Here is a 21531-nt window from a genome sequence, read left to right on the forward strand (position 1 = left end):
TCAAACGCAAGGAGGCACGGGTGGCCCTGCTGACCCGCATCGGGGGACCGCGCGACCTGGACCGGCTCAGTCCTGAGCAGCTGGAACAGCTCGCCGAGGAGATCCGGACCTTCCTCGTCGACGCAGTCTCCAAGACCGGCGGCCACCTCGGCCCCAACCTGGGCGTGGTCGAGCTGACCATCGCCCTGCACCGGGTCTTCGATTCACCGAAGGACAAGGTGCTCTTCGACACCGGCCACCAGAGCTACGTGCACAAGCTGCTCACCGGTCGCCAGGACTTCTCGAAGCTCAAGAGCAAGGGCGGCCTGTCCGGCTACCCCTCGCGCGCAGAGTCCGACCACGACATCATCGAGAACTCGCACGCCTCCACCGTCCTCGGCTGGGCCGACGGCCTCGCCAAGGCCAACGAGGTGCTGAAGAAGGACGACCATGTCGTCGCGGTCATCGGTGACGGCGCTCTCACCGGCGGTATGGCCTGGGAGGCGCTGAACAACATCGCCGCCGCCAAGGACCGCCCGCTCGTCATCGTCGTCAACGACAACGAGCGTTCCTACGCCCCGACCATCGGCGGCCTCGCGAACCACCTCGCCACCCTGCGCACCACGGACGGCTACGAGCGCTTCCTGGCCCGTGGCAAGGACATCCTGGAGCGCACGCCAGTCGTCGGGAAGCCGCTGTACGAGACGCTGCACGGCGCCAAGAAGGGGCTGAAGGACTTCATCGCCCCGCAGGGCATGTTCGAGGACCTCGGCCTGAAGTACGTCGGCCCGATCGACGGCCACGACATCGAGGCCCTGGAATCCGCGCTGCAGCGGGCCAAGCGCTTCGGCGGGCCGGTCATCGTGCACTGCCTCACCGAGAAGGGCCGCGGCTACACCCCCGCCCTCCTCGACGAGGCCGACCGCTTCCACGCCGTCGGCAAGATCCACCCCGACACCGGCCTCCCCGTCGCCACCTCCGGCCTCGACTGGACCTCGGTCTTCGGCGAGGAGATGGTCAAGCTCGGCAAGGAGCGCAAGGACATCGTCGCGATCACCGCGGCCATGCTCCAGCCGGTCGGCCTCACCAGGTTCGAGAAGGAATTCCCGGACCGGATCTACGACGTCGGCATCGCCGAGCAGCACGGCGCGGTCTCCGCGGCGGGCCTCGCCACCGGCGGACTGCACCCCGTCTTCGCGGTGTACGCCACGTTCCTCAACAGGGCCTTCGACCAGGTCCTGATGGACGTCGCGCTGCACAAGTGCGGTGTCACATTCGTCCTGGACCGGGCGGGGATCACCGGCACCGACGGCGCCTCGCACAACGGCATGTGGGACATGTCGATCCTGCAGTGCGTGCCGGACCTGCGGATCGCCGCGCCGCGCGACGCCGACCAGGTCCGCGCCCAGCTGCGCGAGGCGGTCGACGTCGACGACGCCCCGACCGTGGTCCGCTTCTCCAAGGGTGCGGTCGGCCCGTCAGTCAAAGCCGTCGGCAGGGTCGGTGGCATGGACGTGCTCCGCAGGGCCGACACCGCCCGCCCGGACGTCCTCCTGGTCTCCGTCGGCGCACTCGCCCCGATGTGCCTGGAGATCGCCGATCTGCTGGACGCCCAGGGCATCACGACGACGGTCGTCGACCCGCGCTGGGTCAAGCCGGTCGACGAGGCCATGGCCCCGCTCGCCGAACAGCACCGTGTCGTCGTCACCGTCGAGGACAACAGCAGGGCCGGCGGTGTCGGCTCGGCCGTCGCCCAGGCGCTGCGCGACGCGGGAGTCGACGTACCGCTGCGCGACTTCGGTATCCCGCCGCGGTTCCTCGACCACGCCTCCCGCAAGGAGGTCATGGCGGAGATCGGGCTGACCGCGCCGGACATCGCCCGCCAGGTCACCGGTCTCGTCGCCAAGCTGGACGGCCGCTACGACAGCGACGCCGGCAGGCCCTCCGTGATCGAGCCCGCCAGGGACTGATCCGACCGACACGGACCCGGCCCGCACGGGTCCGAACGAGCGACGAGCGATACGGCCGATGGGCCGGTCGGACCACCCTGTACGAGTGGTCCGACCGGCCCATTCGCGTGAAATCGCTCGACGTGGAGCCTTGCTCTGCCGGTGATGTCCCAATCATGGCGTTCACGACGAGTGCGTGGAGGTACGCCGGTGACTGCGCAGCAGGACACACCACCCACCAAAGGCGGGCTGTTCCGGACCAAGACGGTGGAACAGTCCATCCGTGACACCGAGGAGCCGGAGCACGCTCTCAAGAAGTCCCTCTCCGCGCTGGACCTCACGGTCTTCGGAGTGGGCGTCATCATCGGCACCGGCATCTTCGTCCTCACCGGCAAAGTGGCGAAGGAATCGGCGGGGCCTGCCACCGCACTCGCCTTCGTGGCAGCCGCCATCGTCTGCGCCCTTGCCGCACTCTGTTACGCCGAGTTCGCCTCCACCGTTCCGGTCGCGGGGTCCGCGTACACCTTCTCGTACGCCTCGCTGGGTGAACTGATCGCCTGGATCATCGGCTGGGACCTCGTGCTGGAATTCGCCCTGGGCACGGCGGTGGTGGCCGTCGGCTGGTCCGGCTACGTCCGCTCGCTGATGGACAACGTGGGCTGGCACATGCCCGACGTGATCGCCGGGCCGGATGCGGGGACCGGATTCGGCTTCGACGTCCTGGCCTTCGTCCTGGTACTCGTCCTGACCGTCATCCTGGTGCTCGGTATGAAGCTGTCGGCGAGGGTCACGACCGTCGTGGTCGCCATCAAGGTGGCGGTCGTCCTGATCGTGATCATCGCGGGGCTCTTCTTCATCAAGGCCGCCAACTACTCACCCTTCATCCCGCCCGCTGAGCCACAGACGTCCGGCTCAGGACTGAACGCGCCGCTGATCCAGCTGATGTTCGGCTACGCCCCGACCAACTTCGGCGTCCTGGGCATCTTCACCGCCGCCTCCATCGTCTTCTTCGCCTTCATCGGCTTCGATGTCGTGGCCACCGCCGCCGAGGAGACCAAGCTCCCGCAGCGTGACATGCCGCGAGGCATCCTCGCCTCGCTGTTCATCTGCACAGTGCTCTACGTCGCCGTATCGCTGGTGGTCACCGGCATGGAGCACTACACCGAACTGTCCGTGAGCGCCCCGCTGGCCGACGCCTTCAAGGCCGTCGGGCATCCCTTCTACGCGGGCGTCATCAGCTTCGGAGCCGCGGTCGGCCTCACGACGGTGTGCATGATCCTGCTGCTGGGCCAGACCCGGGTGTTCTTCGCGATGAGCCGTGACGGGCTGCTTCCCCGGTTCTTCTCCAGGACGCACCCGAAGTTCGGCACCCCGTACCGCCCGACCATCCTGCTCGGCGTGATCATCGCGATCGTGGCCGGCTTCACCAGCATCAACGAGCTGGCGACCCTGGTGAACATCGGCACGCTCTTCGCGTTCGTGGTGGTCGCCCTGGGCGTTCTCGTGCTGCGCCGCACCCGTCCTGATCTGCATCGCGCGTTCCGCACCCCGTGGGTGCCGCTGATCCCGGTCCTCTCGGTGGCCGCCTCGGTGTGGCTGATGCTCAACCTGCCGGCCGAGACGTGGCTCCGGTTCGCCGTCTGGATGATCGTCGGGGTGATCATCTACTTCTCTTACGGGCGCCGGCACAGCCGCATCAACGACGCCGTCGGCCGGCCGTAGGTCAGTCCTTGCGAGGCGGCAGCGGCCGTACGGCACGGGGGCCCGCGCATTGCGCCCCGTACGCCTCCACCCGCTGCCGCAGCTCCCGGTCGGCCGTCACCACGACACAGTCGCGGTTCGCGGCCGGAGCCGCCTCGGCGACGACGAGGTCGACGATCCGGTCGTCCCCACTGCCGGGCGCGGACTCCACCCGTACCCCCGGCACCGACACGATGCCACGGGCCGCGCCCTCGACGACCAGCACCAACTCGACGGGTCCGGGGTGCCCGGGCAGACCGGCCGCGGCGAACGGGACCAGGGAATCCCGCAGCCGTTCGGTCGCCCCGAGCCGGTCCCGCCACCAGCCGTCCGGCACCGACCCGACCACATTGGCCGCGTCCACGATCACCAGGGTCCGTTCGGTCTGCATCCCAAAATGGTGGCATGCACCGGCCGCCGCACGGCCCGTCAGCCGCCGGTGGCGGGGGACTTCTTCGCCGACTCCGGGATCGTGCCGTCCTTGCGGATCGCCTTCCAGAGGTCACCGGCCTGCGGCTGCGCCGCCACCACCCGGTTGGGGTCCTGCTTGTCGTACGCGACCGGAAGCATGATCGTTTCCATCGCGCTCGGGTCCACGCCGTTCATCGACCGGGCGAACTCCGCAAGGGACTTCAGTGAGGCGAGCCCGGAGTCGGTGGTCAGCGACTTGGTGGCCGAGTTGGCGATCTTGTACGAGTTCGTCGGACTGCCCAGCAGATCCTGCGACTTGACCTCACTCAGCAGCGCGAGGAGGAACTGCTGCTGGAGCCCGATGCGGCCCAGGTCGCTGCCGTCGCCGATGCCGTGCCGGGTACGGACGTACGCGAGGGACTGGGTGCCGTCGAGCTTGTGCGGGCCTGCCGTGAGGTCGAGACCGGACGACGTGTCGTGGATGTCCTGAGGGACATCGACCGTGACTCCGCCGATGGCATCCACCAGATCCTTGAACCCGGCGAAGTTGATCTCCAGGTAGTGGTCGATCCGGACCCCGGACATCTTCTCGACGGTCTTGACCACGCAGGCCGGACCGATCTGCGAGTAGACGGAGTTGAACATCACGCGGTTCGCGGACGGCGTCGTCGAGCCGTCGGCCTTGGTGCACTCGGGCCGGGTGACGAGGGTGTCGCGCGGAATGGACACGGCGACGGCCTGCTGCCGGCCCTCGGGTATGTGCACCACCATCGCGGTGTCGGACCGGGCGCCGCTGACGCTGCCGCCGCCCCCCAGCTCCTTGTTCTCGGCACCGGCCCGTGAGTCGGAGCCGAGCACCAGCAGATTCTGACCGCTGGTGGGCAGCTTCTCCGGGCGGTCGTCCCCCAGCGCCTTGTTGATGTCGACGCCCTTGATGTTCCCGTCGAGGCTGCTGTAAAGCCACCAGAAGGTGCCACCGGCGGCGAGGAGCAGGACGAGCACGACACTGAGGGTGATCTTCAGACCCCGGCGGCGCTTTCGGTCCTTCTTGCGACCCCGCTGCGAAGTTGCTGCTCGTCGGGAGGCGCGCGGGCCCGGGGGCATGCCGTCGTGGCTCATCCTGCTCGAGTCCCTTGTCTCGTCGCCCGGAAGGGCTGGGTTGGGTGGACTCGGGTGGGGGGAGGAGCCGGTCCGTCTTTTCCTGATGAATGTGCACTATAGACAGTCCATCGGACGTGCGTACGAGTGACGCGAACCTGTGCGTGGCGGACCGGCGACTTCCGGAAGTGCGGAGACGCGTCGTTGCGACAGGCCAGAGCCTTGGAACGCCCTCCGATGCGGGGGTTTAGGATGTGGCAGATTCGAAATACTGCGCGAGTCGTCGGATGTCAGTTCTGGAAGGTGGCTGCAGAACCATGCTGGAGCACGGCACTCGTGAGACTTCAAAGGCTTCCGCAGGCTCTCATGCGCTTCAGGGCGTATGGCTCACCCGGGGCAAGGACGGCCGACTCACTGTGTACGCCACGGCTCAGGGTGGTCTGCAGCGATGGACCGAGGAGCGGTCCGGTGGTCCGCGGTGGAGCCGCCCCGAGTTCTTCGCGGCGCCGCATCTGACCCATCTGTGTCTCGTGCAGGACAGCAACGGCTATGTGCATTTCATCGCCCGCCGTGAGCGAGGTGCCGCCGGCAAATCTGCTGTGGCCGACATCATGTACGCCATCCAGTACCAGACGGGCCGCCCGATCTCGCAATGGCGTTCCCTCGGCAACCCCCACAAGGACGCGGAGTCTGCGCGTGCGATCGGAGTGCCGGTCGGTGTGGTGACGTCGTCGGGTGTAGTGCACATCTGTCTGCCGAGCGCTCGCGGTGGTCTTGCTCTCCGCCGTGAGCAGCCCGACGGTAAATGGCGCGCGTGGGAGGACCTCGGGGGCAGCGGCATCGAATCCGCTCCGGCGATCGTCGCCCTCTCCACGGATCGCGTCGAGATCTTCGCGTCGACGCAGCTCGGTACGGCGCACTGGAGCCAGCAGAAGCCCGCCGGGCCGTGGGGCGACGCGCAGCCCTCACGCTTCGCGGTGTGCCCCGGTACGGCGGCCGGTCTGGAGACGGGCCCCGACCGGGCCACCTACTACTGGACCGATCCCGCAGGCCTCGGTGTGGTGGCGTACCGGGCCGGAGGGTGGCCGATGCCGCTCGGCGGGGCTCCGGGCGACGGACCCCACTCGACGGCGCGCGCGTTCGTGGACGGCTACGACTGCACCTTGCTGGCTCACCGAGGGGCGAACGGCACAGCCGTCATCGGTGTGGGAGTGACTGAGGGCGAGAGCAACGGGATGTGGTGGTCGGACACCGGAATGTCCTGTTCTGGCACCCCCGCGCTGGCCGAGGACGTCTTCGGCAGGGTGGTCGTGGCCGTGATCGACGAGAGTGGTGAACCTCGAGTGGCCCGGCAGACGGACGGTCCGGGACTGACGCTCGCCGAGTGGCAGACCCTCTGAGAAGAGCCGACCGGACTCTCTTTCACGCTCAGTAGGGAATCTCCGACGCATTCATGACACCCCGTAAGGGTTGTACGGCGAGTGCCATGACTTCAATCACTCTCGGGTGTCCAGAGTGTTTCGTGGGCCCTCACGGAACCTGCACGTTGACATCCTTTAATGTTCACTTAAGATTTGCGTCTGACGCAACAGTTTCAAGAGTTGAGCGACCAGTGGTCGGTTTGGTCCGACCCTGGGCCCCCATGGCTCGGCGAAGGCGGTGCGCAGAGTTGGATGTTGGCGGTGGCGCAGGCGCGTTCCGCTGCCGTGAACTGGAGTGTGAAGCATGGCCGACGGGCCGCGACTGAGTGTCATCGTCCCGTTTCAGGATGTTGAGATCTACCTTGCCGAGTGCCTGGAGTCCATCGCGCGCCAGACGTTCCGCGAGTTCGAAGTCATCATGGTTGATGACGGCTCGACCGATCACTCCACCCAGATCGCTCAGGACTTCTGTGCACGGGACCCCCGCTTCCGGCTGATACGGCAGGAGTCGCACGGCCCCGGCCATGCTCGCAATACAGGTCTTCGCGCCATGCATCAGGCAGGTGAGTTCCTGGTCTTCGCCGATGGTGACGACGTCATTCCGGAATACGCCTATGAGTTGCTCATCCGTACTCTCTCGGAGTCCGGTTCGGATTTTGTTTCGGGCAACGTCCAGATGATGAACTCCACCGCGAAGTGGCAGTCCCCTCTTCACAAGGGGCCGATGCAGCGCGACCGCCGTGGAACTCACATCACCCGGTTCGAGGCGCTGATCTACGACCGAACCGTCTGGAACAAGGTGTTCCGCCGCTCCTTCTGGGACTATCACTTCATTCAGTTCCCCGAAGGAGTCATGTACGAGGACTCCTGGGTGAACATGTTCGCCCATTTCCGGGCCCAGAAGGTCGATGTCATCACCGACATCGTGTACTTCTGGCGCCGCCGGGAAGGCGGAGCCGCCCCTTCGATCACCCAGCGGCACACCGAGCTCAGCAATCTGCGCGACCGGGTCGCCGCCGTGCAGTCCGTGAGTCGCTTCCTCGGTCAGCATCGGTCACGGTCGTTCAGGGACCACAAGCGCAAGTACGACCTCGCCTGCCTCAAGTCGGACCTCATGCTCCATCTGAAGGTGCTTCCCGACGCCGACGAGGAATATCGCGATGCCTTCATGCACTGGGCCCAGGAGTTCCTGAGCGAGGCGGACGAGGACATCATCGAAGAGCTCCCCGCGGACGCGCGTGTCAAGTGGCTCCTCGTCCACCAGGGTCAGCTCGATGAACTGCTCGACGTCATCGAGTTCGAGCGCAAGGGCGGACCGCTTCCGGTACGCCGCCGACTGCACCGGTACCTGAACTATCCGCATCTGGGCAACCGCAAGACGGGTCTCTACAAGCGCGACTACCGACTCGACAAGGAGTTGTCGCCCCACAGCTCGGCCACCGGGGTGCAGTGGAACGGCGAGTGGCTGACGCTGACCGGATCCGCCTATGTGCGTTTCATCAATGTGCACAAGCGGCACATGTCCACGAAAATGCTGGCGCTGCGCAACAAGAAGACCGGAAGCACCCTCGTCAATCTGGCCAAAACGACGTATTACCCCCAGGCGACCGAGCATTCCAACCAGAACCGCTACTGCTACGACTGGGCGGGCTTCGAGAGCCGCTTCGACACCACGCGGCTGAAGAAGAAGGGTGAGTGGGTCGAGGGAACCTGGGATGTCGCAGCCGGTGTGTTCAGCCGCGGGCTGTTCCGTTACAAGAGCATCGGCCGCGGTGGCTCCGGTACGGCAGCCAATCCGCCGTACCGGTATGTCGACAAGAACACCCGTATCATCCCGCTGTTCGTGCAGGGCAGTCTGAAGCTCAGGGTGGAGGTCGTCCGGTGCCGCATCACGAGGCACCGCGTGGTCGGCGAGTATCTGGAGATCGGCGGCGTCTATCTCGGTCCGAAGATTCCCGAGTGGGGCAAGTTCCGTGTCACCAGCATGAATGGTGCGGGCCGCCATGATTCATGGCTGAGCTTCCAGCCCGGCGGCGACGGCTGGTGCACGTTCGTCACCCGTGTCCCACTGGCCGATGTGGTGCCCGGCTCGCGGGCCACAGGCGAGGCGGTACCGCAGGCGTGGACCATGGGCAGCAACGGCTGGAAGGTCACCGTGCACGTGGAGGGGCGCAAGGCGCCGCTCTACCCGGTGATGGCCGAGGAGGCCCAGGACGGCCACTACCGCATGCCGGCATCTCTGCAGACGGACGATGGCGACCGCGAGATCGTCGTTCACCGGAACGGCTCGGGTTATGTGGTGCTGTTCGAACGCGCTGCCCTGCCCCTCCTTTCGGACGGCGCCTGGCTCGAGGACGGCGCGCTGGAGCTCATCTGCGGCTACTCCTGTGCCGACCTGCTCGGTCCCGCCGAGCGGGTCGCCGCCCACGTGGTCGTCCGCTCCCGTGCTCATGGCGCCGAACGGGCCGTGCCCATCCAGTGGGACGGAAAGAGGTTCCGCTGTGTCCTCACCCCCGCCGCGATGAGGACGCTGGCCGGCGACATCCCTCTCGCCGCGGGACGCTGGGATTTCTTCCTGCGCCGTCAGGACCCCTCCGTCGTAGCCCCGGACGACCGCTCCCCGGACCTCATGATCAAGATCGAGCAGGAGCTCATCGCTTCCATGCCCCAGAACATGGAGCGTGGCGACCGAGGGTACGAACTCCAGGCCGAGGCGTACGACAGGCTCTCGATGCTCGTGCAGTCCGCGATGCCTGAGGAGGCTCGAGGCCCGTACCGGCAGAAGTTGCTGCGAACCAGGGCATACCCACAGGCTCGGCGTCAGGACATTCGACCGGCCGTGCTCTTCGACGCCTTCAAGGGAACGCAGTACTCGGACAGCCCCCGGGCGGTGCACGAGGAGATGGTCCGGCGCGGGGTCGCGCTGGAGCACCTCTGGGTGGTGCGCGACGACCAGGTCGAGGTGCCTCCGACCGCCAGGCCTGTGCGCATGTGGTCACCGGAGTGGTACGAGGCGCTGGCGACTTCGCGCTACGTGGTCGCCAACAACCACCTCCCGGACTGGTTCCAGAAGCGTCCGGAGCAGGTTGTCGTCCAGACCTGGCACGGAACGCCGCTCAAGCGCATCGGCCATGACATCGAATCGGTGCACTTCGCGGACCAGCGGTATCTGGAGCGGGTGGAGAAAGAAGTCCAGAACTGGGACATGCTCGTATCGCCCAACAGCTTCTCCACTCCGATCCTCAAGAGGGCCTTCAGGTTTCCCGGAGAAATGGTCGAGTGCGGCTACCCGCGCAACGACATCCTGAGGCGTCACGACACGGGCCGCAAGGCGATGGAGATCCGGCGGCGCATCGGGCTGCCTCCGGGCAAGCGCGTCATCATGTATGCCCCCACCTGGCGCGACGACCAGTTCTACGCACCCGGGAAGTACAAGTTCGATTTCCGTATCGATCTCGACGACGCGCGGGAGCGGCTCGGTGCTGACCATGTGCTGATGGTGCGTCGTCATCCGAATGTGGTGGACCCGGTTCCGGGCGCGGGGGACGGCTTCGTCTACGACGTCTCCGACTATCCGGATATGGCCGATCTCTCACTCATAGCCGATGTGATGATCACTGATTACTCGTCCCTGATGTTCGACTTCGTCAACACCGGGCGCCCGATCCTGTTCTTCACCTACGACCTGGACCACTACCGAGACACGCTGCGTGGTTTCTATTTCGACTTCGAGGAGAGCGCCCCGGGGCCACTGGTCTTCGAATCCCCCGAACTGATATCGGCGATCCGGGACATCGACCGGATCCAGGAGGACTACGCGGACCGCTATCAATGGTTCCAGGAGGAGTTCTGCGACCTGGACGACGGCTACGCCTCGGCCAGACTCGCCGACCGGATCCTGGTCGCCGGTGGGGATCTGGACGCGGCGCAGGCGATGGCGCCGGCCGTCGGAACGGTGACGCCGTACAGCTCCGGCTACAACTCCGCCCAGGCGAGGGAGCGGGCCCTCGGCGGCCGCGCCGTTGTGCCCCGGCAGCTGATGAGCAGGGCTACAGCCGAGCCGCACAGGCAGGAAGTGGATTCCGTACATGTCTAACGCAGCCCCGAACGGGCGTGCCGTGTTCAGCGGTGTCGAAGCCTCCGGGTCCGTTCCCCTCGAGTACAGGTTCTCCCACGCGAAGAACGGAAACCGGCATCTGGTCGTCGTTTTCGCCAACCTCAATGCACCCGGTGAATGGGGATGGGCGAACGGGGTGCTCGACAAGACCCGCGCCAACATCCTGTGGATCCGAGACCAGTTCGACGGCCAGAACAGCTACTACCTGTGCAAGGGGATGGACTTCTCGCTGGAGAGGTCCGTCATCGAACTCATTTCGCGCGTAATGAACGCACTTGCTCTGACACCGGACGACTGCACCATGTTCGGCAGCTCGAAGGGCGGCACAGCAGCGCTGTACTTCGGATTGAAGTACGGCTTCCGGAACGTGGTGGCGAGTGTGCCCCAGTTCAGGATCGGCACCTTCGTCAAGGAATCGATGCCGGGTGCGGCCCGGTTGATGATGGGCGAAGTGACGGACGAGAAGGTGCACATCCTCGACTCCGTGCTCCCCGACGTGGTGCGGGCGGGGACGTATCGCGATGCCAACGTCTATCTGATCTCGTCACCTCAGGACGAGCAGTACACACGCCATGTCGAACCCTTCCTCGGGCTGTTCCAGGGGTACACGAACTTCAATTTCGTCTACAACGACTCTCCCTTGATCGCGAGTCACGGGAAAGTCACCCTGCGGAATCTCCCGACCATGATGGGGCTCTTGAATCTCCTCGTCGACGGAATCACTCCCCGCATAGGTGTGGTCAGCAACGGCCAGGAGCAGCCGGAGCGCGACACGTCCGCCATCGACGCCTATCTCTCGTCCACCTCGCAGATGCGCGGCGATACGTTCGCCGCGCCCGTGGTCTCGACGCCGGTACCTCATCAGGAGCTGCCGGGAAACGCCGTCCGTTTCGTCGGGAGTGCCCCGGGTGCCGTACGCGTCAGCATGTGGGAGAACGGCAAGTACCTCGGCTCGCCGCAGGTGCTCCCCGACGGCAGCTGGAGCTGGGCTCCGGAGAAGACCTGGGCCAGGGGGAAGCACGTCATCAGGCTCTTCGCAGTGGACGCCAACAAGTTCCACAGCGCACGCACCGAAGTAGTCTTCACCGCACTGGACCCGGCTTTTGCGCCGACACCGATTCTGCCGGCCGTACCGGTCGTGACCGCTCCGGTGGCCCACCAGCAGGTGGTGGGCGCGGCGGTGGGATTCATGGGGTACGCGCAGGGAGCAGCTCAGGTGTCCTTCCGCGAGAACGGCACCCATCTGGGTGCGGCGGCGGTCAGGTCTGACGGAAGCTGGTCCTGGGAGGCCCGATGGGCCTGGCCGGAGGGCCCGCACAATGTCGAGTACGTTGCAGTGGATGCGGCCGGCAACGAGTCCCCGCGGAGCCTGCTCGCCTTCACCGTGGTGAACGCGTTCGCGGTGCCGGCGAACGCCTCGTACGTCGAGCCGCGTTACTGACGCCGCCGTCCGCACCGTGCGAAGGCGTGCCGAGCGCGCCGAGGCCGTGTGAGGACCCCCACAAGATCGGAGTTCCCGAACCATGTCCAACGCACCTTCCGGCGGCGCCCCGCACAGTGGCATCGAAGCCTCCGGAAAGTACCCGGTTCAGTACAGGTTCGCCCATGCGAAGAAGGGCAACCAGCACCTGGTGGTCGTCTTCGCCAACTTTGCCGCGCCCGACGACTACGGGTGGTCGAACGGGGTCTTCGACAACCTCCGGTCCAACATCCTGTGGATCCGTGACCAGTTCGACGGCAAGAACAGCTACTACCTGTGCAAGGGGATGGACTTCGAACTGGAGCGGTCCGTCATCACCCTCATATCCAATGTGATGAACTCGCTGGGACTCACCCCGGACCAGTGCACCATGTGGGGGGGCTCCAAGGGTGGCAGCGCGGCGCTCTACTTCGGCCTGAAGTACGGCTTCCGGAACATTGTTTCGATCGTCCCGCAGTTCATGATCGGCACCTATCTGGAGAAGCACCCGTCGGTCGCGGAGTTCATGATGGGCCAGGTCACGGAGCCCAACATTCGCGTCCTCGACAATGCGATCCCCGACCTGGTCCGCGCCGGGGCGAACCGAGGGGCCAACATCTACGTGCTCTCGTCGCCGCAGGACGAGCAGTACCCGGTGCAGGTGGAGCCGTTCCTCGGCCTCTTCAACGGCTACGAGAACTTCAACTTCATCTTCAGCGACTCTCCCTTCATCTCCGATCACACCCAGGTGACCAGGAGAAACGTGCCCATGCTCATGGGACTCATCAACTTCCTCATCGACGGCATGGCACCGCGCCTCGGCTTCGTCGGTAACGGCCGCGAGCAGCCCGACGCCGACAGATCCGCCATCGACGGCTACCTGAAGGCGACAGCACAGGTGCGCTCGTCGTTCCCTGCCCCGATGGTCTTCGCTCCGTCGCCCGGCCAGCAGGTCCATACGCCTACGGTCGGATTCACCGGTTCCGCACCGGGCGCTGTGCGGGTGAGTATCTGGGAGCACGGAAAGTTCCTGGGCTCGCCCAAGGCCGCGCCCGAAGGCAGTTGGTCCTGGGAGCTGGGTAGGCCTTGGTCCAAGGGGCAGCATGTCGTCCGCATCTTCGCGGTGGACACCACCGGGTTCGCCTCACCCGCGACCGAGGTCGCCTTCACCGTCCAGACGCAGGGCTCCCTGTCCCCGGACCCGAACGCGGTGTCCGGCGGACAGCTGCTGGTGCAGCAGACGGTCGGCCCTTCGGCCCCGGCCCCTGTCATCTCGGTACCGGCTCCGGGTCAGCAGGTGCCGGGCCCGGTCATCGGACTCATGGGGTATGCGTCGGGCGCGGCGCACGTGGAGTTCGTGGAGGAGGGCATACCGCTCGGCATGGCACCGGTGGCCCCGGACAGCAGCTGGTCGTGGGAGTCGGGCTGGTCCTGGACCGAGGGGCCGCACACCGTGGAGTGCCATGCGGTGGACATGGGCGGCAACAGGTCCCAGCGGAGCGCGGTCACCTTCAGTGTGGTGAACGCCTACGCCTCGCCGGCTCCGGCGCAGCACCTGGGTCCCGGCTACTGACGCCGTGCCCGCAGGGGGACCGGCCTTCTCGTCAGCCGGCTCTGACCGCCATGACGAGCGCCAGGTGGTCCGATGCCGCAGTCGCCCGCACAGAGCAATGCGTTCTCGGCAGTGCCGTGAACAGGTAGTCCACCTTGTGACCGGTGAGATGAGTGGCTCGGCCGCTGCGTGAGGAGGCCGAATCCTGGTCGCACTCCCGGTAGCTGCGGTACATGTCGTACGGCCAGATCCAGCTGTCCTGGCTGCCGGCCGAGGGCGGCGCACTGTTCAGATCCCCGCCGAACACCGTGCGCGCGTTCGCCGCGCCCACCAGCGACGACAGCTGGTCGTCACGGTATTCCCAGTCCGGATGCGCCCGGTCGCCGCCGGGCAGAGTCAGGTGTGCATTGCACACCCGGACGCCGTGGGAGGCGAGCGAGGCGCAGAGGATGCCCCTGCGCAGTCCGACGGCCGGTTGCCGCGAGGGCACCACCGAGACATGGGAGAGCGGCGACGAGGCGAGGATCGCGAAGCCCGCCTGTCCTTGACGCTGCTCCGCGCACCGGACCTTGGTCTGCCGCCCACGGGCGTCGCGGTCGGCGTACGCCCGGAAGGTGCTGCGCCAACCGTTGCCCAGTTCCTTCCGCGCCGAGGCGAGGTCCCCGGCGCAGACCTCCTGGAGCATGATCACCTGCGCGCCGTCGACAGTGGCCAGCCGCTTCAGCGCCTGGAGTTTCTGCCGACTGCTCCCGGTGTCCTGGCAGTTCCATTGCCGTACGTCGCACATGTTCCAGGTCGCGATCCGCAGATCTCCCGGTACGGCGTCCGTCAGGGGCGCGTGAGTCGCGCCGGGCCGGCCGGACAGCGTGACCACGACGAGAGCGACCAGAGCCGCGACCGCCAGAGTCAGCCAGGGGGTCCGCGAGCGCGGTACCGCGGCGGATACCTTCGTCAGCATCCCGGGACGACGCGGCATGACGCGGCCTCTCCCTCTGCCCGGATTCTTCCCGCCCGGACTCTTCGCCGGCCCGAATGCGGACGGACCGTACGGGACATGATCCCGCACGGTCCGTCCTGTCCTACGACCGGCCTCTCACATCGGCAGGCCTGCCGACTTACGCCGGGACGCTCGCCACGCCCTGCGCCAGGAACTGCTTGCCGTTGACCCGCTCCGAGACGCCCTCACGGTCCAGGTACGGCGTGATGCCGCCCAGGTGGAAGGGCCAGCCCGCACCGGTGATCAGGCAGAGGTCGATGTCCTGGGCCTCGGCGACGACGCCCTCGTCCAGCATCAGACCGATCTCCTGCGCCACCGCGTCCAGGACGCGGTCGCGGACCTGCTCCTCGGACAGGACGACATCGCCCTGCTTGAGGAGAGCGGCGACCTCCGGGTCGAGCTCCGGCTTGCCGGAGTCGTACACGTAGAAGCCGCGCTTGCCGGCCTTGACCACCGCGGCCAGGTTCTCGGAGACGGTGAAACGCTCCGGGAAGGCGCGGTTCAGGGTCTCGGAGACGTGCAGACCGATGGCCGGGCCGACCAGCTCGAGGAGGACCAGCGGGGACATCGGCAGACCGAGGGGCTCGATGGCCTTCTCGGCGACCTCGACCGGGGTGCCCTCGTCGATGACGTTCTGGATCTCGCCCATGAAGCGGGTGAGGATGCGGTTGACGACGAACGCCGGGGCGTCCTTCACCAGCACCGCGGTCTTCTTCAGCTTCCGCGCCACACCGAACGCCGTGGCCAGCGAGGCGTCGTCGGTCTTCTCGCCGCGCACGATCTCCAGCAGCGGGAGGATCGCGACCGGGTTGAAGAAGTGGAAGCCGACGACCCGCTCGGGGTGCTGCAGCTTCGACGCCATCTCGGTGACCGAGAGGGACGAGGTGTTGGTGGCGAGGATCGCGTGCGCCGGGGCGACCGCCTCGACCTCCGCGAACACCTGCTGCTTGACGCCGATCTCCTCGAAGACGGCCTCGATGATGAAGTCGGCGTCGGAGAAGCCCTCGGCCTTGTCCAGCACACCGGAGACCAGGGCCTTGAGGCGGTTGGCCTTGTCCTGGTTGATCCGGCCCTTGCCCAGCAGCTTCTCGATCTCGGCGTGGACGTAGCCCACACCCTTGTCGACGCGCTCCTGGTCGATGTCGGTCAGGACGACCGGCACCTCCAGGCGACGCAGGAAGAGCAGCGCCAGCTGCGAGGCCATCAGACCGGCGCCGACGACGCCGACCTTGGTGACCGGGCGGGCCAGGCTCTTGTCCGGGGCACCGGCCGGGCGCTTGGCGCGCTTCTGGACCAGGTTGAAGGCGTAGATCCCGGAGCGCAGCTCGCCGCCCATGATCAGGTCCGCGAGGGCCTGGTCCTCGGCCTCGAAGCCGGCGCTCAGGTCGCCGTCCTTCGCCGCGGCGATGATGTCCAGCGCGCGGTACGCGGCCGGGGCGGCGCCGTGCACCTTGGAGTCGGCGATGGCCTTGCCACGGGCGACGGCCTGGTCCCAGGCGTCACCGCGGTCGACCTCGGGGCGCTCCACCGTGACCGCGCCGTTCAGCACGTTCGCGGTCCAGATCAGCGACTGCTCCAGGAAGTCCGCGCCTTCGAAGAGGGCATCGGCGATCCCGAGCTCGAAGACCTGCTTGCCCTTGAGCTGACGGTTCTGGTTGAGCGAGTTCTCGATGATCACCGAGACCGCGCGGTCCGCGCCGATCAGGTTCGGCAGCAGGGCGCAGCCGCCCCAGCCGGGGACCAGACCGAGGAAGACCTCGGGCAGCGAGAACGCGGGCAGCGCCTTGGAGACGGTGCGGTACGAGCAGTGCAGACCGACCTCGACACCGCCGCCCATCGCCGCGCCGTTGTAGTACGCGAACGTCGGGACCGCGAGGCCGGAGAGGCGACGGAAGACGTCGTGGCCGCCCTTGCCGATGGCGAGCGCGTCGTCGTGCTTCTTCAGCAGCTCGACGCCCTTGAGGTCGGCGCCGACCGCGAAGATGAACGGCTTGCCGGTGATGCCGATACCGACGATCGCACCCTCGGCGGCCTCCTTCTCGACCTGGTCGATGGCGGCGTTCAGGTTCGCCAGCGACTGCGGTCCGAAGGTGGTCGGCTTGGTGTGGTCCAGGCCGTTGTCCAGCGTGATGAGGGCGAACCTGCCCGCGCCCGCCGGCAGGTCGAGGTGGCGCACGTGCGCCTGCGTGACGACCTCGCCCGGGAACAGCTCGGCTGCGCCCTTCAGAAGCTCAGTGGTGGAGCTCACTTGCTGCCTCCGTCGAAGTTCGGGTTCTCCCAGATGACCGTCGCGCCCATGCCGAAGCCGACGCACATGGTGGTCAGGCCGTAGCGGACCTGCGGCTGCTCCTCGAACTGACGGGCCAGCTGCGTCATCAGACGCACACCGGACGAGGCCAGCGGGTGACCGTACGCGATGGCGCCGCCGTACTGGTTGACGCGCGCGTCGTCGTCGGCGATGCCGTAGTGGTCGAGGAAGGCGAGCACCTGGACGGCGAAAGCCTCGTTGATCTCGAACAGGCCGATGTCACCGATCGACAGACCGGCCTTGGCGAGGGCCTTCTCCGTCGACGGGATCGGGCCGTACCCCATGACCTCGGGCTCGACGCCGGCGAAGGCGTACGAGACGAGGCGCATCTTGACCGGGAGGCCGAGCTCGCGGGCAACGTCCTCGGCGGCGAGCAGGGAGGCGGTGGCGCCGTCGTTGAGACCCGCGGCGTTGCCGGCGGTGACGCGGCCGTGGGGGCGGAACGGGGTCTTCAGACCGGCCAGGGACTCCAGCGTGGTGCCCGGACGCATCGGCTCGTCGGCGGTGACCAGGCCCCAGCCCGTCTCGCCGGCCTCGGCGTTGGTGCGGCGCACGGAGACCGGCACCAGGTCCTGCTGGATCTTGCCGTTGGCGTACGCCTTGGCGGCCTTCTCCTGCGAACGGACCGCGTACTCGTCGGCGCGGAGCTTGGTGATCTGCGGATACCGGTCGTGCAGGTTCTCCGCGGTCATGCCCATGAACAGGGCGGACTCGTCGACCAGCTTCTCCGATACGAAGCGCGGGTTCGGGTCCACGCCCTCGCCCATCGGGTGGCGGCCCATGTGCTCGACACCGCCGGCGACGACGACGTCGTACGCGCCGAAGGCGATGGAGCCGGCCGTCGACGTGACGGCGGTCAGGGCGCCCGCACACATGCGGTCGATGGAGTATCCGGGGACGGACTGCGGCAGACCGGCCAGGATTCCGGCGGTCCGGCCCAGCGTCAGACCCTGGTCGCCGATCTGGGTGGTCGCGGCGATGGCGACCTCGTCGATACGGGCCGGGTCCAGGTCCGGGTTGCGGCGCAGCAGCTCCCGGATGGCCTTCACGACGAGATCGTCGGCGCGGGTCTCGTGGTAGATGCCCTTCGGGCCCGCTTTGCCGAACGGGGTGCGGACGCCGTCGACGAAGACGACGTCCCGGATGGTACGAGGCACGATGGCTCTCCTCCAGGGTGCGGGATGGCACTGCTGCGCGGCACGCCCGGAAGCGCGCCGCCACCATCATGCTACTTGCGGGTAACCAGACTGCCCACCCCCCACGGCGGGAGCGGCGAACGTCACATGCCGGGGCGGGGACAAGCTGGCGTGATTCCGATCGCCCCCGACCGCCCCGCGGCCGCACCCCGGCTGACGAAAACGCCCCCGGCCGGTCGGCCGGGGGCGTTTTCGTCGCACGACGCCGCGGAGCGTCGTCCAGGCGAATTCGTGCGGAAAGGGGGGGCGAGGGGGTCAGGCCGTCGCCGACGTCAGGGCGCGCAGCAGGAGCGGTGCGACCTGTTCGATCTGCCAGCGCCTGGCCCCGTACATGGTGAGTGCGTCCTCGACCGCGTTCGGCGTCGGGTTCTTCGGCGGCTCCCAGCAGACCCGGCGGACGGTGTCCGGCGTGATCAGGTTCTCCTGAGGCATGTGCAGCCGTTCGGCCAGCTCCGACACCGCGGCGCGGGCCGCCGAGAGCCGGGCAGCGGCCGCCGGATCCTTGTCCGCCCAGGAACGCGGCGGCGGCGGGCCCAGCAGGGGCTGGCCGGGCTGCGGGAGCTCGGACTCGGGGAGCGCCTTGGCCCGGTCGATGGCTGCCTGCCACTGTTCCAGCTGACGCCGGCCCATGCGGTGGCCGAAGCCCGGCAGGGTGGTCAGCGTCTGGATGTTCGGCGGGAGGGAGAGGGCCGCCTCGATGATCGCGCCGTCGCCGAGGACCTTGCCGGGCGAGATGTCCCGGCGCTGTGCGACCTGGTCACGAGCGTTCCACAGCTCCCGTACGACCGCCATCTGACGACGACGGCGCACCTTGTGCATGCCGGACGTGCGGCGCCACGGGTCCTTGCGCGGGGGAGCGGGCGGGGCCGAGGCGATCGCGTTGAACTCCTCCTGCGCCCACTCCAGCTTGCCCTGCCGGTCGAGCTCCTCCTCCAGGGCGTTGCGCAGATCGATCAGCAGCTCGACATCGAGCGCGGCGTAGCGCAGCCAGGGGTCGGGCAGCGGGCGGGTGGACCAGTCGACCGCGGAGTGCCCCTTCTCCAGCGCGTAGCCGAGCACGTTCTCGACCATCGCGCCGAGGCCGACGCGCGGGAAGCCCGCCAGCCGTCCGGCGAGCTCCGTGTCGAAGAGTTCGGTGGGAAGCATCCCTATTTCGCGCAGGCAGGGCAGGTCCTGGGTGGCGGCGTGCAGGATCCACTCGCTGCCGCGCAGCGCCTCGCCGAGCGACGTCAGGTCCGGGCAGCCGACCGGGTCGATCAGGGCGCTGCCCGCGCCGTCGCGCCGCAGCTGTACGAGGTAGGCGCGCTGTCCGTAGCGGTAGCCGGATGCGCGCTCGGCATCGACGGCGACGGGGCCGGTGCCCGCGGCGAAAGCCGCGACCACCCGGGCGAGGGCGTCGTCGGAGGCCACCACCGGGGGAATGCCCTCGCGAGGTTCGAGCAAGGGGATCGGCGCCGGGGCGACGTCGTCCGGGGGAGCGCCCCCGGTGGTTCGCAGTGAAGTGTCTGCTGCGGTCTCTTGGGCGTCGGTCACGTGTCAAGGGTATCTGTGTATGCACGGCGCCCGTCGACGGAACGTTCCGTCGACGGGCGCCGATGAATGTAAACCAGCCGGTCCGCAACGTTCTGTCGGCCGGCCGGGGCGTGCAGGTCAGTGGATGATGCCCGTGCGCAGGGCCACGGCGACCATTCCGGCGCGGTCTCCGGTGCCGAGCTTGCGGGCGATGCGGGCGAGGTGGCTCTTCACGGTCAGGGCGGACAGCCCCATGGAGACACCGATGGCCTTGTTGGACTGTCCTTCGGCGACCAGCCGGAGGACCTCCACCTCGCGGCCGGACAGTTCGCGGTAGCCGCCCGGGTGGCTCGGGGTGCCGGGGGGCCGGCGGTGCATACGGGCGGCATTGGCGCCGATGGGAGCGACGCCGGGGCGGGTGGGGTGGCCGATATTGGTACGTGTGCCGGTGACGACATAGCCCTTCACGCCGCCCGCGAGGGCATTGCGTACGGCGCCGATGTCATCGGCGGCGGAGAGGGCGAGGCCGTTCGGCCAGCCGGCGGCTCGGGTTTCGGACAGCAGGGTCAGCCCGGAACCGTCGGGCAGATGGACGTCGGCAACACAGATGTCGCGCGGGTTGCCGACGCGGGGACGGGCCTCCGCGATGGACGACGCCTCGATGACGTCACGTACTCCGAGTGCCCACAGATGGCGGGTGACGGTGGAACGGACGCGCGGGTCGGCCACGACGACCATGGCCGTCGGCTTGTTCGGGCGGTAGGCGACCAGGCTTGCGGGCTGCTCGAGGAGAACGGACACCAGGCCTCCTGGGGAGTGGCGGGACGGGCCGGCTCGGGGATGAAGCCGGGGCGAACCGTGCTTGAAGGGTCATTGACCTCTTCGGCAGCAGACCCGTCCTCCTTTAGAGGAAGATCACGATTTAGTGAGTAACAATTCGGGCAAATCGGACGGGCGATCGATTGTACGAAAAGAATCCCGGCAATCGAGTGAAACCTGTGACGGATTGATGCCGATATGTTTCGGCGTGCGCCAAAAGGTGTAGCGGCGGAACGGCCGGCTACGGAACCTGCGGACCGCGCCGCTGAGGCAGCGTCACCACCGCCGCGTCGGCCGGGCCCGACGGCGGCAGGCCGGCGATCTGGCACAGCAGATCCCCCCACGCCACCAGATGTGCCGCCGTGTCCGGTGCTCCACCTCGCCCCTCGCGTGGGGTCCAGGACGCCCGGATCTCGATCTGCGTCGCGGGGCGCCGCTCGGACAGCGCGCCGAAGTAGTGGGAACCTGCCCGGGTGACGGTGCCGCCCGCCTCTCCGTACGACAGACCGCGCGCCTCCAGCGCACCGGTCAGCCAGGACCAGCACACCTCCGGCAGCAGCGGGTCGGAAGCCATCTCCGGCTCCAGCTCGGCGCGGACCAGCGTCACCAGACGGAACGTGCCGTGCCACGCCTCGTGCCCGGCCGGGTCGTGGAGCAGCACAAGGCGGCCGTCCGCGAGATCGTCCTCGCCGTCGACGACCGCCGCCTCCACGGCGTACGCGTACGGAGCGAGACGCTGAGGCGGCCGAGTCGGCTCCACTTCCAGCTCGGGGCGGAGCCGCGCCGAGCGCAAGGCCTCCACCGCCGACCGGAACGCGGGCGGGACGGAACTGCCCTCCGCACTGTCCTTGCTGTCAGCGCCATCGGATTGTTCGGAGAATTGTCCCTGAGCCGGAGCCATGCGGGGAAGAGTAGGCGGAACCGGAGCCTCGTGCAGGGAGGGACACCCGGCGCGGACCCGGCTCCTCACCGC

At 67.7% G+C, this 21531-nt stretch carries 14 protein-coding genes; 6 read left to right on the forward strand and 8 right to left on the reverse strand.

Going from position 1 to position 21531, the window contains the following annotated elements; translation table 11 throughout:
• Positions 1-20: 20 nt before the first annotated feature.
• A complete protein-coding gene (dxs, locus tag ACFYP5_RS17240) occupies positions 21-1949 on the forward strand; it encodes a 1-deoxy-D-xylulose-5-phosphate synthase (RefSeq protein WP_389037040.1) in 1929 nt (642 codons plus the stop codon).
• Positions 1950-2138: 189 nt separating this feature from the next.
• Positions 2139-3650, forward strand: a complete 1512-nt coding sequence (locus ACFYP5_RS17245; RefSeq protein WP_389036226.1) for an amino acid permease — start codon at positions 2139-2141, stop codon at positions 3648-3650.
• A gap of 1 nt (position 3651) precedes the next feature.
• Here ACFYP5_RS17245 and ACFYP5_RS17250 read toward each other — a convergent pair whose 3' ends face one another.
• Both ACFYP5_RS17250 and ACFYP5_RS17255 read right to left on the reverse strand, forming a co-directional pair.
• Positions 3652-4059 carry an NTP pyrophosphohydrolase gene (locus ACFYP5_RS17250; protein ID WP_389036228.1) on the reverse strand — a complete coding sequence of 136 codons (408 nt, stop codon included), beginning with the start codon at positions 4057-4059 and terminating at the stop codon, positions 3652-3654.
• Between the two features lie 38 nt (positions 4060-4097).
• Positions 4098-5198 (reverse strand): LCP family protein, encoded by a 1101-nt coding sequence (locus ACFYP5_RS17255; RefSeq protein ID WP_389036231.1) that lies wholly within the window; start codon positions 5196-5198, stop codon positions 4098-4100.
• Positions 5199-5593: 395 nt separating this feature from the next.
• Between ACFYP5_RS17255 and ACFYP5_RS17260 the strand changes: the two genes are divergently transcribed.
• From ACFYP5_RS17260 to ACFYP5_RS17275, 4 genes are all read left to right on the forward strand, one after another.
• Positions 5594-6577 (forward strand): hypothetical protein, encoded by a 984-nt coding sequence (locus ACFYP5_RS17260; protein ID WP_389036233.1) that lies wholly within the window; start codon positions 5594-5596, stop codon positions 6575-6577.
• Between the two features lie 325 nt (positions 6578-6902).
• The gene (locus ACFYP5_RS17265; protein WP_389036236.1) at positions 6903-10694 is read left to right on the forward strand and encodes a CDP-glycerol glycerophosphotransferase family protein; all 3792 of its coding nucleotides are present in this window, start codon (positions 6903-6905) and stop codon (positions 10692-10694) included.
• On the forward strand, positions 10687-12156 hold the full coding sequence (locus ACFYP5_RS17270) for an Ig-like domain-containing protein (RefSeq protein WP_389036239.1): 1470 nt from the start codon (positions 10687-10689) through the stop codon (positions 12154-12156). The genes ACFYP5_RS17265 and ACFYP5_RS17270 overlap by 8 nt, the downstream gene beginning before the upstream one ends.
• A gap of 82 nt (positions 12157-12238) precedes the next feature.
• Positions 12239-13747 carry a hypothetical protein gene (locus tag ACFYP5_RS17275; RefSeq protein WP_389036241.1) on the forward strand — a complete coding sequence of 503 codons (1509 nt, stop codon included), beginning with the start codon at positions 12239-12241 and terminating at the stop codon, positions 13745-13747.
• A 31-nt stretch (positions 13748-13778) separates the two neighbouring features.
• Here ACFYP5_RS17275 and ACFYP5_RS17280 read toward each other — a convergent pair whose 3' ends face one another.
• From ACFYP5_RS17280 to ACFYP5_RS17305, 6 genes are all read right to left on the reverse strand, one after another.
• Complete coding sequence (locus tag ACFYP5_RS17280; RefSeq protein ID WP_389036244.1) at positions 13779-14702, reverse strand: endonuclease/exonuclease/phosphatase family protein; 924 nt, start codon at positions 14700-14702, stop codon at positions 13779-13781.
• Positions 14703-14841: 139 nt separating this feature from the next.
• Positions 14842-16971, reverse strand: a complete 2130-nt coding sequence (locus ACFYP5_RS17285; protein WP_389036247.1) for a 3-hydroxyacyl-CoA dehydrogenase NAD-binding domain-containing protein — start codon at positions 16969-16971, stop codon at positions 14842-14844.
• Positions 16968-18188: a thiolase family protein gene (locus ACFYP5_RS17290; RefSeq protein ID WP_389036250.1), complete on the reverse strand. Its 1221-nt coding sequence runs from the start codon at positions 18186-18188 to the stop codon at positions 16968-16970. Before ACFYP5_RS17290 ends, ACFYP5_RS17285 begins: the two co-directional genes overlap by 4 nt.
• Before the next feature lie 294 nt (positions 18189-18482).
• Positions 18483-19760 (reverse strand): HRDC domain-containing protein, encoded by a 1278-nt coding sequence (locus ACFYP5_RS17295; protein ID WP_389036252.1) that lies wholly within the window; start codon positions 19758-19760, stop codon positions 18483-18485.
• Between the two features lie 117 nt (positions 19761-19877).
• Positions 19878-20540 carry a response regulator transcription factor gene (locus tag ACFYP5_RS17300; protein WP_024488613.1) on the reverse strand — a complete coding sequence of 221 codons (663 nt, stop codon included), beginning with the start codon at positions 20538-20540 and terminating at the stop codon, positions 19878-19880.
• 259 nt (positions 20541-20799) lie between these two features.
• Positions 20800-21459, reverse strand: a complete 660-nt coding sequence (locus ACFYP5_RS17305) for a DUF3000 domain-containing protein (protein ID WP_030917737.1) — start codon at positions 21457-21459, stop codon at positions 20800-20802.
• Positions 21460-21531: the final 72 nt, after the last annotated feature.

Origin of the sequence: Streptomyces sp. NPDC005262 (genome assembly GCF_042872425.1) — a bacterium.
Lineage (GTDB): Bacteria > Actinomycetota > Actinomycetes > Streptomycetales > Streptomycetaceae > Streptomyces.